General features: G+C 71.3%; 15 protein-coding genes. 11 read left to right on the forward strand and 4 right to left on the reverse strand.

What is annotated here, in order from left to right; genetic code table 11:
- The first annotated feature begins 140 nt into the window (after positions 1–140).
- From ACWFR1_RS00825 to ACWFR1_RS00845, 5 genes are all read left to right on the forward strand, one after another.
- Positions 141–593 (forward strand): DUF6278 family protein, encoded by a 453-nt coding sequence (locus tag ACWFR1_RS00825; protein WP_453545039.1) that lies wholly within the window; start codon positions 141–143, stop codon positions 591–593.
- A 162-nt stretch (positions 594–755) separates the two neighbouring features.
- Entirely contained in the window at positions 756–1502 is a 747-nt protein-coding gene (locus tag ACWFR1_RS00830; protein WP_453545040.1) for an amino acid ABC transporter ATP-binding protein, read from the forward strand.
- A 14-nt stretch (positions 1503–1516) separates the two neighbouring features.
- On the forward strand, positions 1517–2434 hold the full coding sequence (locus ACWFR1_RS00835) for a glutamate ABC transporter substrate-binding protein (protein WP_453545041.1): 918 nt from the start codon (positions 1517–1519) through the stop codon (positions 2432–2434).
- A gap of 18 nt (positions 2435–2452) precedes the next feature.
- A complete protein-coding gene (locus tag ACWFR1_RS00840) occupies positions 2453–3097 on the forward strand; it encodes an amino acid ABC transporter permease (RefSeq protein WP_453545042.1) in 645 nt (214 codons plus the stop codon).
- Entirely contained in the window at positions 3094–3951 is an 858-nt protein-coding gene (locus ACWFR1_RS00845; RefSeq protein ID WP_453545043.1) for an amino acid ABC transporter permease, read from the forward strand. The genes ACWFR1_RS00840 and ACWFR1_RS00845 overlap by 4 nt, the downstream gene beginning before the upstream one ends.
- 38 nt (positions 3952–3989) lie before the next feature.
- Here the strand turns inward: ACWFR1_RS00845 and ACWFR1_RS00850 are convergent, their stop codons facing one another.
- Positions 3990–5558, reverse strand: a complete 1569-nt coding sequence (locus ACWFR1_RS00850; RefSeq protein WP_453545044.1) for a CocE/NonD family hydrolase — start codon at positions 5556–5558, stop codon at positions 3990–3992.
- 141 nt (positions 5559–5699) lie between these two features.
- Between ACWFR1_RS00850 and ACWFR1_RS00855 the strand changes: the two genes are divergently transcribed.
- Positions 5700–6965, forward strand: coding sequence for a cytochrome P450 (locus ACWFR1_RS00855; protein WP_453545045.1), 1266 nt, complete (start codon positions 5700–5702; stop codon positions 6963–6965).
- On the opposite strand, the gene ACWFR1_RS00860 is transcribed toward ACWFR1_RS00855, so the two are convergent.
- On the reverse strand, positions 6916–7650 hold the full coding sequence (locus ACWFR1_RS00860; protein WP_453545046.1) for a hypothetical protein: 735 nt from the start codon (positions 7648–7650) through the stop codon (positions 6916–6918). The genes ACWFR1_RS00855 and ACWFR1_RS00860 overlap by 50 nt on opposite strands.
- Positions 7651–7782: 132 nt before the next feature.
- Here ACWFR1_RS00860 and ggt point away from each other — a divergent pair, with 132 nt between their 5' ends.
- A complete protein-coding gene (ggt, locus tag ACWFR1_RS00865; RefSeq protein WP_453545047.1) occupies positions 7783–9591 on the forward strand; it encodes a gamma-glutamyltransferase in 1809 nt (602 codons plus the stop codon).
- Between the two features lie 17 nt (positions 9592–9608).
- Here the strand turns inward: ggt and map are convergent, their stop codons facing one another.
- Positions 9609–10376 (reverse strand): type I methionyl aminopeptidase, encoded by a 768-nt coding sequence (gene map / locus ACWFR1_RS00870; RefSeq protein ID WP_453545048.1) that lies wholly within the window; start codon positions 10374–10376, stop codon positions 9609–9611.
- 32 nt (positions 10377–10408) lie between these two features.
- Between map and ACWFR1_RS00875 the strand changes: the two genes are divergently transcribed.
- Complete coding sequence (locus ACWFR1_RS00875) at positions 10409–10660, forward strand: helix-turn-helix domain-containing protein (protein WP_453545049.1); 252 nt, start codon at positions 10409–10411, stop codon at positions 10658–10660.
- A gap of 12 nt (positions 10661–10672) precedes the next feature.
- On the opposite strand, the gene ACWFR1_RS00880 is transcribed toward ACWFR1_RS00875, so the two are convergent.
- On the reverse strand, positions 10673–10849 hold the full coding sequence (locus tag ACWFR1_RS00880) for a hypothetical protein (protein ID WP_453545050.1): 177 nt from the start codon (positions 10847–10849) through the stop codon (positions 10673–10675).
- 213 nt (positions 10850–11062) lie between these two features.
- Between ACWFR1_RS00880 and ACWFR1_RS00885 the strand changes: the two genes are divergently transcribed.
- The 3 genes from ACWFR1_RS00885 to ACWFR1_RS00895 all read left to right on the forward strand — a co-directional run bounded on the left by ACWFR1_RS00885 (position 11063) and on the right by ACWFR1_RS00895 (position 13003).
- A complete protein-coding gene (locus ACWFR1_RS00885) occupies positions 11063–11251 on the forward strand; it encodes a winged helix-turn-helix transcriptional regulator (RefSeq protein ID WP_453545051.1) in 189 nt (62 codons plus the stop codon).
- A 41-nt stretch (positions 11252–11292) separates the two neighbouring features.
- Positions 11293–12510, forward strand: a complete 1218-nt coding sequence (locus ACWFR1_RS00890; protein ID WP_453545052.1) for an alginate lyase family protein — start codon at positions 11293–11295, stop codon at positions 12508–12510.
- 97 nt (positions 12511–12607) lie between these two features.
- Entirely contained in the window at positions 12608–13003 is a 396-nt protein-coding gene (locus tag ACWFR1_RS00895) for a PPOX class F420-dependent oxidoreductase (protein WP_453545053.1), read from the forward strand.
- Positions 13004–13051: the final 48 nt, after the last annotated feature.

Consider the following 13051-nt stretch of genomic DNA (forward strand, 5'->3'; position numbering starts at 1 on the left):
GTGTTTCGAAAGTAGCGTCGTCTGCCCGAAGAGCAGGCCGGGGGGCCTGTCCGGGACGTCCGGCGGTGTGACCCGGCAGGCCGAGATGATCTCCGCGCGCCGGGTGGTCGACCCGCGGGTGACGGTGCGACGCTGTTCGGATGAACATCCCGTTTCTGGACAGCTGGCGCAAGCGCCATGGGCCCGACGGCGACGGCGACGACGAAGCGCCGCTGGCCACGGCCTTCGACCGTGACCCCGAGGGAGTGGGCGAGCTGCTCTCCGAGTGCGAGCTGCTCCGCGCCCGTGTCGAGGAGGCCGGCGTGACGCTCGACGACAGCCCGCGCTCCCTCCAGGAGCTGGACCAGCTGCCGCCCCGCTGGCGCGACGATCCGGAGGAGCTTCCCTGGATCGGCAACGACGCCGGTCTCTACCTCGGCACCGTGATCGTGCGGAACGTCCCCGGGGCCCGCTGGCAGGTGTGGCCCGGCGGCGGCCCCGTGGTGCGGCTCGTCTCCGGCCGGGAGATCCAGGTCGTCGAGGCCGGTCTGGACTGGGCGATGACGGGTGCGCCGGAGCTGTACCAGGTGTACGCGGAGGCCGCCGAGTACTGACCGGCCGCCCGCTTCGCCCCCTCCTCGCCCGACCCTCTCCGCCACCCTTTTGCAGTAAATACGGCTTATTTCGGTTTCATGCGTGTCGGCCGTGAAGTCCCTTTTTCTGGTGGATAGTTTGCGCAGACCGCGACACCGCTGAGAAATGGGGCAGGGCAGCGTATGGCCGTCGTCGATCCGCTGATCGAACTGCGTGGCGTCAACAAGCACTACGGCGCGCTGCACGTCCTCCAGGACGTGGACCTCACCGTCGGCCGTGGCGAGGTGGTCGTCGTCATCGGACCCTCCGGCTCCGGCAAGTCCACCCTCTGCCGGGCGATGAACCGGCTGGAGCGCGTGGAGTCGGGCGAGATCGTCATCGACGGGCTGCCCCTCCCCGACGAGGGCAAGGCGCTCGCCCGGCTGCGGGCCGAGGTCGGCATGGTCTTCCAGTCCTTCAACCTCTTCGCGCACAAGACCGTCCTCGCCAACGTCTCCCTCGCGCAGATCAAGGTCCGCAAGCGCAAGAGGGAGGACGCCGAACGGCGTTCGCGCGAGCTCCTCGACCGGGTCGGCCTCGCCGCGCACGCCGAGAAGTACCCGGCCCAGCTCTCCGGCGGCCAGCAGCAGCGCGTGGCCATCGCCCGCGCGCTCGCCATGGACCCCAAGGCCCTCCTCTTCGACGAGCCGACCTCGGCCCTCGACCCCGAGATGATCAACGAGGTCCTGGAGGTCATGCAGCAACTGGCCCAGGAGGGAATGACGATGGTCGTCGTCACCCACGAGATGGGCTTCGCCCGCTCCGCGGCCAACCGGGTCGTCTTCATGGCCGACGGGCGCATCGTCGAGGACCGCACGCCCGAGGAGTTCTTCACGAGTCCGCGCAGCGATCGCGCCAAGGACTTCCTGTCCAAGATCCTCAAGCACTGAGCGGGGCGGTATCCATGCAGCGTACGCACAGGACCCTGCCCGCGCTCGCCCTGCTGCTCGCCGTCACCGCGGTGCTCGGCGGCTGCGGCCGGGAGGGCAGCCCGCCCGTCAAGGGGCCGCAGCCCGAGCAACTCCCCGTCTACCAGGTTCAGTCGGGCTTCACGCTGCCCGACTCGAGCACCTGGAACCGGGCGAAGAAGCGCGGCCGGCTCGTCGTCGGCGCCAAGGAGGACCAGCCCTACATGGGGGAGAAGGACCCGGCGACCGGCCGCTACTCCGGCTTCGACATCGAGATCGCCAAGATGATGGCGGCCTCCCTCGGCTTCGAACCGGCCGGGATCGAGTTCCGCACGATCGCCTCGGCCAACCGGGAGACCGCCCTGCAGAACGGCCAGATCGACTACTACGTCGGCACCTACACGATCAACGCCAACCGCAAGAAGCTCGTCGGCTTCGCCGGCCCCTACTACCAGGCCGGCCAGTCCCTCCTCGTCCGCACCGACGAGGACGACATCGCGGGACCGCAGGACCTGGCCGGCAAGCGGGTCTGCTCGGCCGCCGGATCCACCCCGTACCAGCGGATCGCGAAGGACTACCCGAAGGCCGAACTCGTCGCCTACGACACGTACTCCGTCTGCGTCGACAACCTCCTGACCTACCAGGTCGACGCGGTCACCACCGACGACACCATCCTCATGGGGTACGCCGCCAAGGTCCCCGACGAACTCAAGGTCGTCGGCAAGCCCTTCTCCAAGGAGCCGTACGGCATCGGCGTCCCCCACGGGGACGACGCGCTGCGCTTCGCCCTCGACGACGCCATCGCCGCCCACGAGAAGAACGGCGACTGGGAGAAGGCCTACGACGCCACCCTCGGCCTCTCCGGGGTCCCCGCCCCGACACCGCCCGCCATCGACCGGTACCCGGCGAGCTGACCGGAGGAGCCTCCCGACATGGACGTCCTGACCGACAACTTCTCGCTCTACGGCGAGGGTTTCCTCGGCACCGTCGAACTGACCGTCTACGCTTCGGCGTTGGCCCTCGTCCTGGGCTTCGTCATGGCCTCCTTCCGGGTCGCGCCCGTGGGTTCCTTCCGGGTCTTCGGCGCGGTCTGGGTCGCCGTCCTGCGCAACACCCCGCTGACCCTGCTCTTCTTCGCGGTCATGCTGGGCCTGCCCCGCTTCGGAATCGTCCTGCCCTTCGAGGTGTTCGCGGTCCTCGCGCTCGGCTGCTACACCTCGGCCTTCATCTGCGAGGCGCTGCGCTCCGGCATCAACACCGTGCCGCGCGGCCAGGGAGAGGCGGCCCGAAGCCTGGGCATGACCTTCACCCAGACCCTCGGCACGGTGGTCCTGCCACAGGCCTTCCGTACGGTCATCCCTCCCATCGGCTCCACCCTGATCGCCCTCGCCAAGAACTCGGCGATCGCCGGGGCCTTCAGCGTCACCGAACTCCTCGGCACCTACAAGACGTTGAGCGAGCTCGGCTACAACATCGTCTGGACCTTCGTCTGGATCGCCGTCGGATACCTGATCATCACCCTCACCATCAGCGCCCTCTTCCATGTCCTGGAGAAGCGCTGGGGAGTCGCCCGATGACCGAGTCCACCGCCCTCTACGACATCCCCGGGCCGCACGCCCGGCGACGTCACCTCCTCTACGGCCTCGCGTCCACCGTGCTGATCCTCGCGCTGGCCGGCTGGTTCCTCTATCTCCTCTTCGACACCGAGCAGTTCACCTCCACCAAGTGGTCGCCCTTCCTCTACGAGGGCATCCAGGAGCTGCTGCTCGAAGGCCTCGGCAACACCCTCAAGGCCTTCGCCTACGCCTCGGTACTCTCGCTCGCGCTCGGCGCGGTCCTCGCCACCGGACGGCTCTCCGAGCACCGCGCGCTGCGGTGGATCTCGACGCTGATCGTCGAGTTCTTCCGCGCGATGCCCGTCCTCGTGATGATCTTCTTCATCTTCGTCGCGCTGAAGGTGCAGCCGCTGCCCGCGCTCGTCGCCGGACTGACCCTCTACAACGGCTCGGTGCTCGCCGAGGTCTTCCGCACCGGCATCCACGCGGTCGAGCGCGGTCAGGGCGAGGCCGCGTACGCGCTCGGCATGCGCAAGACGCAGGTCATGACCTACGTCCTCGTGCCGCAGGCCGTCCGGGCGATGCTGCCGGCCATCATCAGCCAGCTCGTGGTGGCCCTCAAGGACACCTCGCTCGGTTTCCTCATCACCTACGAGGAGTTCCTCCACGCGGGCAAGCTGATCGCGTCGAGCCTCGACTACGACCTGCCGTTCATCCCCGTCGTGCTGGTCATCTCACCGATCTACATCGGGATGTGCATGCTGCTCTCCTGGTTCGCCACCTGGGTGGCCCGCCGAGAGCGCCGCAGCCCGAAGACGAAGGCCGTGGAGGTCGCGCCGGCCGAACCCGGGACGCTGCTGCCGGGAGCGCAGTAGCTGCTGTGAAGCCCTGCCCGCCCGGCAGCAGCCGGTGATCACTTCTCCCGCAGCGGTACCGACACGTACGACGGGTCGGCCGACGGGGAGGAGAAGGTCAGCTGCGCGCCGGTCGGGTTGTGCTCGATGTACAGCGGGTCGACGGTGTCGACGACCAGGGCGAGCCGGTGTCCGGCCGGTACGTCGTACGCCGTGGAGAACAGCTCCAGATCGACGGCGAACGGCCTCCCGGGCGTCTTGCCGTGGAAGGTGTACGGGGCGTTGCTGACCAGCTTGCCCACGCCGAGCGGGCCCACGTCGTAGAGGTAGGCGACGAGGGTGCCGCTCTCCTCCGTGGAGGTGACCGTGGTGTGCACCTTCGCCGTGCCGCGCACGCGCTGGGGGGTGTCGTACCGCTCGGACTGCCAGACGCCGGCGAAGGCGCGGTTGAGCAGGGGAACGGAGACGGTGGGCGGGGTCTGGAGGAGCTGGTCCAGGACGTTGGAGAGCAGGGCGATGCCGCCGTTGGCCCCGGAGTCGACGTTCGCCCAGAGGTGCTCGGTGTCGTCGAGGGGGATCTTCCGCTGGTTGGCGTTGACGGACTTCCAGTCGGGGTAGCCCTCGTAGCCGGCGTCGGAGCGGGGCTTGAGCTGGACGGGCTGCTCGCGGTCGATGCCGTTGTCGACGCCCTTGAGGTGGCGGTCGAACCAGCGGTGGGTGTTGGTCCAGGTGTCGTTGGGGAGCCCGAAGAGCCCCGTGGCCTCGGCGGTGGCGTGGTCGCCGGGCCGGAACTCCAGTCGCTTCGGGCCGGTGAGCTTCTCGTAGAAACTGGCGTACTGGTTGGGCGGGAAGATCGTGTCGCCCCAGGCATTGCCCATCATGATCGCGGCGCCGTTGGCGTTGATCTGATCCAGATAGGTGGTGGCGGACCGCTTGCGGCCCCAGGCGAGCATCTCGTCCTCCTTGTCGAGGTTCGACGAGAGGAAGTCGCCCAGGATCTCCTGGAGTTCGGGGCCGGGGCGCCCGGTGATGTAGCCGAGGCCGCCGAGCAGGCCGGCGGCCTGGACGTGCTGGGTGCGGCCGCTGTAGATGGAGTCGATGATGTCGGCCCAGCCGCTGAGCGCGGCGACGGCCTTGATCCGCGGGTCGTGCGCGGCGGCGAGAAGGCTGATCCCGGCGCCGTACGACACCCCCGCCATGCCCACGTGCTCGGCGTCGGCGGGGGTGTTCGCGAGGGCCCAGTCGATGACCTTCGAGGCGTCGGCGACGTCCTTCGGGCCCGCGGTCTCGATCTCGCCGCCGGACTCCCAGAAGCCGCGGGAGTTGTAACTCACCACGACGTAACCGGAGTCGGCGAGCTTCTGGGCCTGGGCGAGGTACTCGATCTGGGGCATGGCCCAGCTCGTGGGCAGCACGATCAGAGGGAGGCGGGCCGAGGCGCCGGCGCCGGCGGGGGTGACGACGTTCGCCTTGAGGACGGTGCCGCCCTCCCCGGCGATGTCGACGAAGCGGACGGACGGTCCGGTCTCCGCCGTGGCGGGGGCGGCGCCGAGCATCGTGCCGGCCAGCAGGACGGCCGATACGGCACCGACGGAGGCGGTGCGCAGGGCCTTGCGGGGGTGTCCCACGGGTCACTCCTTGCTCGTGTCAGTGATACGGAGTGCAAAGTGACCCGACGGTAACGGCGAGGCCGTACCCGGGGTAACCGGTCGGTAAGTTACGTGCGGGTAACGATTGCGTGCGGCGGATCCGGACCCCACTCTTGGCCCGTGGAGCACAACACCGTCCCCGACGTCTTCGACCCGCGGATCTACGCCGCCGGGATCCCGCACGACCGCTTCCGCGCGCTGCGCGACCACGCGCCCGTCGCCCGGCAGGTGGAGCCGGAGATCCTGGGGTGGCCCGCCGGACCCGGATTCTGGGCCGTCACCCGGCACGCCGACGTCGTCCGCGTGCTCAAGGACTCCGGGACGTACTCCTCCGCCCTCGGCGCCACGCAGATCCGGGACCCCGACCCCGCTGACCTGCCGTTCATCCGGCGCATGATGCTCAACCAGGATCCCCCGGAGCACGGGACGCTGCGCCGGCTCGTCAGCCGGGCCTTCACCCCGGGGCGGATCGAGCGCTTCGCCGTCACCGCGCGGGAGCGGGCCCGGCGCCTGCTCGCGGAAGCGGTCGAGACCGCGGCCGCGTCCGGTGGCGAGACGGACCTCGTCAGGACCGTCACCGACGACTACGCCCTGCTCAACCTCACCGACCTCCTCGGAGTGCCGGCGAGCGGCCGCGGACTGCTCCACGCCTGGACCGAACGCGTCATCGCCTACCAGGACCCCGACGAGCCGCCCGTCCTCGACGTCGACGGGCGCCCGGTCAATCCCCGGTCACCCGCCATGCTCGCCGAGATGTTCGCGTACGCGCAGGAACTCGCCGCCCACAAGCGCGCGCACCCCGCCGACGACGTGATGACCTCGCTGGCCACCTCCGAACTCGCCGACGCCGAACTGGAGATGTTCTTCTTCCTGCTGACCGTCGCCGGCAACGACACCGTCCGCAGCGCCGCCCCGGGAGCACTCCTCGCCCTCGCCGAACACCCCGACGAGCAGCGGAGACTGTGGGCCGGAGACGTCTCCATGGACACGGCCGTCGACGAACTCCTGCGCGTCCACCCGCCCGTACTGTCGTTCCGGCGCACGGCGGCACACGACACCGAACTGGCAGGCCAGAAGATCCGCGAGGGCGACAAGGTCGTCGTCTTCCACGCCTCCGCCAACCACGACGAGCGCGTCTTCCCCGCACCCCACCGCCTCGACCTGGGCCGCGGCCCGAACCCGCACGTCTCCTTCGGCGACGGCCCGCACGTCTGCCTCGGCGCCCACTTCGCCCGGCTTCAGCTCCGGGTGCTGTACGAGGAGACGCGCGCCGCCTGCGGCGGCCTGGCACTCGCCGCTCCGCCCCGCAGGCTCGTCTCCAACTTCATCAACGGGATCAAGTCCCTGCCGGTGCGACTGCGGGAGCCGTCCGCGCCTCCCGTGTGACATCGGCCACCAGCTCCACCACATCGGGGCCGTAGGCCTGCGAGTTGATCACCTTCAGGAGCAGCACGAAGGAGCCGTCCGACCCGTAGGTGCGGGTCAACTCCCTTTGGTGGCGGGACAGATAGCGTGCGGCGGCCTGATTGGTGACCGCTGCCTGGCCGCAGAGCAGGAACACCGGCCGACCGCCCTCGCCTCGGGTGAGGCGTGCGAGGGCGACGTACTCGCTGACGCCCCACTCCGGGCGGTAGGCCTCGCCCGCCACCGTGATCATCCCCCGGTCCTCGGGGGGCTCCTGCTCGACGTTCATCGTGAGTCCCGGCAGCAGGTTGGGCAGATGAGCCGCCATGCGCCGATTGGAGTAGGGGCCACCGATGCAGAACTCCGCTATCTCGCCCAGTCCCTGACGGGCCGTATCGTGCTGCACTATCCGGGGTCGCGCCCCGCAGTCCTTGATCAGCGCCGACAGTTCGAGCAGTGCGGAGACGTCGGTGGCGTGCACGCCGCGCTCGCTGCCGGCCAGGCGGTTCACCACGAGCAGGCACTCCGAACCGGAGGGCAGCCCCAGGAAGGCCTGCTTGCGGCGGAGCCTGCGTCGCCAGGCGTACGTGCGGCCCAGCCAGCCGAAGGACGCGCTGACCCCCGTCGCCAGCACCCCGAGCACGATGTTGCGCACGTCTTCGTTCATGGGCGCGCATGGTAGCGGGACATCGGCCGCACGTTCGAGTCGCTCGTGACGTTCGAGACCTACGAGGCGGTCCTGACGGGACGGGTGAAGGGAAGTTACGCTGCGCGGACGGTTGTTGACTGGAGGTTGCGCATGCGTCGATCCGCCGCTCGGAAGGTCTCCGCTCTCGCTGTCGCGGCGACGGTCCTCTCGGTAGGCGCCGCCGCGCCACCCGCGGCCCCTCCCGGCGCCTCGCCGGGACCGGTCAAGGAGCCCGTCGCCGTCGGCTACGGCGGAGCGGTCGCCAGCGTCGACGCCGACGCCTCGGCCGCCGGCATCGAGGTGCTCCGCAAGGGCGGCAACGCCGTGGACGCCGCCGTCGCCGTCGCCGCGGCCCTCGGCGTCACCGAGCCGTACTCCGCGGGGATCGGGGGCGGCGGCTACTTCGTGTACTACGACGCCAAGAGCCGTACGGTCCACACCGTCGACGGGCGGGAGACCGCGCCGCGCTCCGCCGACGCGAACCTCTTCGTGGAGAACGGTCAGCCGATCCCCTTCGCGGAGGGCATGACCAGCGGCCTCGGCGTCGGCACCCCCGGCACCCCGGCGACCTGGAAGACCGCCCTCGACGCCTGGGGCAGCAAGCGCCTCTCCACCCTCCTCGAACCCGCCGAGCGGCTCGCCCGCGAGGGCTTCACCGTCGACCCCACCTTCCGGTCCCAGACCGCCGCCAACGAGGCCCGGTTCCGTGACTTCCCCGCCTCCTCCGACCTCTTCCTCCCCGGCGGCCAACTACCCGTGGTCGGCTCGGTGTTCAAGAACCCCGACCTGGCCCGTACGTACGACACCCTCGGCCGCGAGGGCGTCGGCGCCCTCTACCGGGGGCCGCTCGCCCGGGACATCGTGAACACGGTCCGCACGCCCCGGCTCCGCGAGGGCGCCACCCGAGTCGTCCGCCCCGGCGACCTGACGGAGCGTGACCTCGCCGCGTACCGCACCGAGTCCCGCAGGCCCACGAAGGTCGCGTACCGCGGGCTCGACGTCTACGGCATGGCCCCGTCCTCCTCCGGCGGCACGAGCGTCGGCGAGGCGCTCAACATCCTGGAGGGCACCGACCTCGCCGCCGCCACCCCGGCCGGCTACCTCCACCGGTACATCGAGGCCAGCCGGATCGCCTTCGCCGACCGGGGCCGCTGGGTCGGCGACCCCGCCTTCGAGTCCGTGCCGACCCGCGAACTGCTCTCCCAGCGGTACGCCGACTCCCGCGCCTGCCTGATCCGCGACGACGCCGTCCTGGCCAGCCCGCTCGCGCCCGGCGACCCGCGGAACCCCGCGCCCTGCGCGAGTGGCGGGACCGCGGCCCCGACCACGTACGAGGGCGAGAACACCACCCATCTGACGGCCGCCGACAAGTGGGGCAACGTCGTCGCCTACACCCTGACCATCGAGTCCACCGGCGGCAGCGGCATCACCGTGCCCGGCCGGGGCTTCCTGCTCAACAACGAGCTGACCGACTTCTCCTTCGCCCCCGCGAACCCGGCCGTGCACGACCCGAACCTGCCCGGCCCCGGCAAGCGCCCGCGCTCCTCGATCTCCCCGACGATCGTCCTCGACGGGCACGACCGACCCGTCCTCGCCCTCGGCTCACCCGGCGGCGCGACCATCATCACGACGGTCCTCCAGACCCTCACCGGCGTCGTCGACCGGGGCCTGCCGCTCGTCGACGCGATCGCCGCGCCCCGCGCCAGCCAGCGCAACCAGGCCACCACCGAACTCGAACCCGGCCTGTGGAACAGCCCGCTGAGGGCGCAACTGGAGGGAATCGGGCACGGCTTCCGGCAGAACCCGGAGATCGGCGCCGCCACGGGTGTCCAGCGCCTCCCCGACGGCCGCTGGGTGGCCGCCGCGGAGACGGTCCGCAGGGGCGGCGGCTCGGCGATGGTCGTCCGGCCGGCCAGGTAGCGGGCGCCTCCGGGGTCCTACAGGGCGGTGAGCACGCGCGGGCCGTCGTCCGTGATCGCGACCGTGTGCTCGGCGTGGGACGCGCGCGAGCCGTCGAGGGTACGGATGGTCCAGCCGTCCCGCGCCGTGTAGTGGTCGTCCGTGCCGCCGCCGATGAGCATCGGCTCGATCGCGAGCACCATTCCGTGCCGCAGCTTCATGCCCCGGCCCGGGCGTCCCTCGTTGGGGACGCCTGGGTCCTCGTGCATGGTGCGGCCGATGCCGTGGCCGCCGAAGCCGTCCGGGATGCCGTAGCCCGCGTCGCGGCAGACCCGGCCGATCGCGTGCGCGATGTCGCCGACGCGGTTGCCGACGACGGCCGCCGCGATGCCCGCCGCCAGGGCCTCGTCCGCCGCGGCGATCAGGCGCGTGTCCTCCGGGCGGGCCCGGCCGACCGTGAAGCTGACGGCCGAGTCGCCCGCCCAGCCGTCCAGGAGCGCCCCGCAGTCGACGGAGACCAGGTCGCCGTCGGCCAGGCGCGTCCCGTCCGGGATGCCGTGCACGATCGCGTCGTTCACGGAGAGGCAGACGACCGCGGGAAACGGCACCGGGGCCCACTCCGGGTGGTAGTCGAGGAAGGGCGAACCGGCGCCCGCCTCCGCCAGGACCTCGCGGGCGGCCCGGTCGAGCTCGGTCAGCGCGACGCCGGGCGCCGCCTTCTCCCGTACCGCCGCGAGGGCCCTGGCCACCACCCGCCCGGACTCGCGCATCGACGCCAGGGATTCGTTCGTCTTGATCTCCACCATGCCAATTACTATACCGGTATTAGAATGGTGGCATGGTGCGCACACCCCTGACCCCCGAAGAGCGCGAGCGCGGCGAGCGCCTGGGCCTCCTCCTGCGCTCGGCGCGCGGCGAGCGGTCCATGGTCGAGATCGCGGCCGCGGCCGGCCTGTCCGCCGAGACCCTCCGCAAGATCGAGACCGGGCGGGCCCCGACGCCCGCCTTCTTCACCGTCGCGGCCCTCGCCAGGGTCCTCGACCTCTCCATGGACCAGCTGGTGGTGCTCTGCGCCCCGGCCCCGGTCTGACGGGGCCGCCGGTCACAGCGAGACGGCCAGCTGCACCCGGCTGTGTCGCGGGCGCTCGATCTCGTCCAGGAGCGCGAGCGCCAGATCGGCGTGCCCGACGCGGCCCGGCCCCTCGACGACCGTGCCCACGGCCGTGCGGTACGCGCCGGTCCGCTCCGCCCTCCAGGTCGCGGTGCGCGGCCGGGTCACGGACCGCGGCCGTCACCCGGTGGGCCCGGGCCACCGCCTCGGCCACGGCCGCCCGGCCGACACGCCCGCCGGCGCCGAAGACCGCGAGACGCAACCCGTTGTTGTTGCTGTTGGTGGTGCTGTTGATGCCGTTGATGCCGCTCTCGATGTCCATGCCCGGACCGTAGAACGGAGGTCCCTGGCCCCAGGGTCCTCACCGAGACCCTCCGCTCCATGGAGCGGAACGGCTTCGTCACCCGGACCGTCCACGACGAGAACCCGCCCCGTGTCGAGTACGCCCTCACGCCCCTCGGGCGCTCCCTCATCGGACCGCTCGACACGGCCTGCGTGTGGGCTCGCGCCCGCGCCCCCGCCATCACCGAGGCCCGCGCCGCGTACGAAGCGGCCAGCCCGGTGGCGTAGTACCAGATGCGGGTCCGGTCGGCTCGGGTGAGCGTGGACCCGTGCACCTTCTCCGGAATCGCATCGTCGCCGCCCTTCTGGGCCCCCTGCTGCTCCTCGGGACGGCCTGCGGGACGGACGACGCCGTCACCGGGGCCGTCGAGCAGCCCCGGTCCGTCGCGCCGGAGACGTTCCGCCACCCCGGAGTCCTCGTCGGCGGCGCCCAGCTGGCGGCGGTGCGCCGCCGGGTCGCCGCGGGGGAGGAGCCCTGGACCTCCGCGTTCGAGGCGATGGGTGCGAGCGAGTACGCCGCGCTCGACTACACCCCGCACCCCGCGAAGATCGTCGCCTGTGCCTCCAACGCCGGGACCGACGCCTGTGTCGCCGAGCGCGAGGACGCCATCGCCGCCTACACCCACGCCCTCATGTGGTCGGTGTCCGGCAAGGCCGCGCACGCCGACAAGGCCGTCGAGATCATGGACGCCTGGTCGAAGACGGTGAAGGAACACACCCGCGACGACGCCGACCTGCAGACCGCCTGGTCCGGCTCGTCCTGGGCGCGCGCCGCCGAGATCGTGCACTCCGGATACCCGGCCTGGGGCGGGCCCGACGTCCAGCGGTTCAAGTGGATGCTGCGCAAGGCGTACCTGCCCGCCGTCACCGCCAAGGTGTCCGACTACAACGGCAACTGGGAACTGGCGATGACCGACGCCGCCATCGGCATGGCGGTGTTCCTGGAGGACCGTACGGTCTTCGAGGAGGCGGTACGGCGCTACCGGACGCGGGTCCCCGCCTACTTCTACCTCTCCTCCGACGGAGCCCTGCCCAAGGCTCCGGCCGGCGGCACGATCGACACCGCCGACGAGCTGGCCACGTACTGGTTCGGGCAGCGCACCTACGCCGACGGGCTCGGACAGGAGACCTGCCGCAACTTCATGCACATCGGGTACTCGCTCGCCGCCACCGCCCACATCGCCGAGACCGCCTGGCACCAGGGACTCGACCTGTACGGCGAGGAGGCCGAACGGTTGAGCGCCGCACTGGAGTTCCACGCGCGCTACCAGCTCGGCGAGACCGCCCCGAAGTGGCTCTGCGGCGGCAAGGTCGAGCGGACCATGGGCCCGGACGTCGAGGTCGCCCTCAACCACCTCGAAGGCCGGATGGGCATGAAGCTCCCGCAGACCGCGAAGCTCGCCAGGACCCAGCGGCCGAGCGGCACCGACGACCTCTTCGTCGCCTGGGAGACCCTCACCCACGCCTCCAACCCGACCCCGGCCTGACGCCCGGCCCCGGCCTGACGCCGCCCCCGGCCCGACGCCCGCCCCCGCCCCCGGCCCGACGCCCCGCCCCCGGCGCGGCACCGCCTAGGCTCCGGGCATGATGCCCGATGAGCTGCGGCGCGGCCGCTACGTGAGCCTGACCACCTTCCGAAAGAACGGCACGGGGGTCGCGACACCCGTCTGGTACGCGGTGGAGGGCTCCGAGCTGTACGCGTGGACCCGCGCCGACTCCTGGAAGGTCAAGCGGCTGCGGAACGACCCGCGGATCGAGGTCGCCGTCTGCGACCTGCGCGGCAACGTCGCCGAGGGCGCCACGCGCTTCCCCGGCGAGGGCCGGCTTGTCGAGGGGGAGGAGCTCCGCCGGATCCGGAGCCTGCTCTCGCGCAAGTACACCTGGCAGTACTGGCTGACCGACGTACCGGCCATGATCGTCCGGCTCGGCAAGCGCCCGCACACCGGAATCGTCGTGCGCTTCCACGTCTCCGCGGAGTGAGGCGCCGGACCGAAAACGGACCGTAGTCGTCCCGTAACACGACTGCGG

The organism is Streptomyces sp. NPDC055103 (assembly GCF_053607625.1).

What these genes read in the sequence shown, in the direction of transcription:
- ACWFR1_RS00825 (WP_453545039.1), top strand. Translation starts at nt 141, where the DNA reads ATGAACATCCCGTTTCTGGACAGCTGGCGCAAGCGCCATGGGCCCGAC.
- ACWFR1_RS00830 (WP_453545040.1), top strand. Translation starts at nt 756, where the DNA reads ATGGCCGTCGTCGATCCGCTGATCGAACTGCGTGGCGTCAACAAGCAC.
- ACWFR1_RS00835 (WP_453545041.1), top strand. Translation starts at nt 1,517, where the DNA reads ATGCAGCGTACGCACAGGACCCTGCCCGCGCTCGCCCTGCTGCTCGCC.
- ACWFR1_RS00840 (WP_453545042.1), top strand. Translation starts at nt 2,453, where the DNA reads ATGGACGTCCTGACCGACAACTTCTCGCTCTACGGCGAGGGTTTCCTC.
- ACWFR1_RS00845 (WP_453545043.1), top strand. Translation starts at nt 3,094, where the DNA reads ATGACCGAGTCCACCGCCCTCTACGACATCCCCGGGCCGCACGCCCGG.
- ACWFR1_RS00860 (WP_453545046.1), bottom strand. Translation starts at nt 7,650, where the DNA reads ATGAACGAAGACGTGCGCAACATCGTGCTCGGGGTGCTGGCGACGGGG.
- ggt (WP_453545047.1), top strand. Translation starts at nt 7,783, where the DNA reads ATGCGTCGATCCGCCGCTCGGAAGGTCTCCGCTCTCGCTGTCGCGGCG.
- map (WP_453545048.1), bottom strand. Translation starts at nt 10,376, where the DNA reads ATGGTGGAGATCAAGACGAACGAATCCCTGGCGTCGATGCGCGAGTCC.
- ACWFR1_RS00875 (WP_453545049.1), top strand. Translation starts at nt 10,409, where the DNA reads ATGGTGCGCACACCCCTGACCCCCGAAGAGCGCGAGCGCGGCGAGCGC.
- ACWFR1_RS00885 (WP_453545051.1), top strand. Translation starts at nt 11,063, where the DNA reads ATGGAGCGGAACGGCTTCGTCACCCGGACCGTCCACGACGAGAACCCG.
- ACWFR1_RS00895 (WP_453545053.1), top strand. Translation starts at nt 12,608, where the DNA reads ATGATGCCCGATGAGCTGCGGCGCGGCCGCTACGTGAGCCTGACCACC.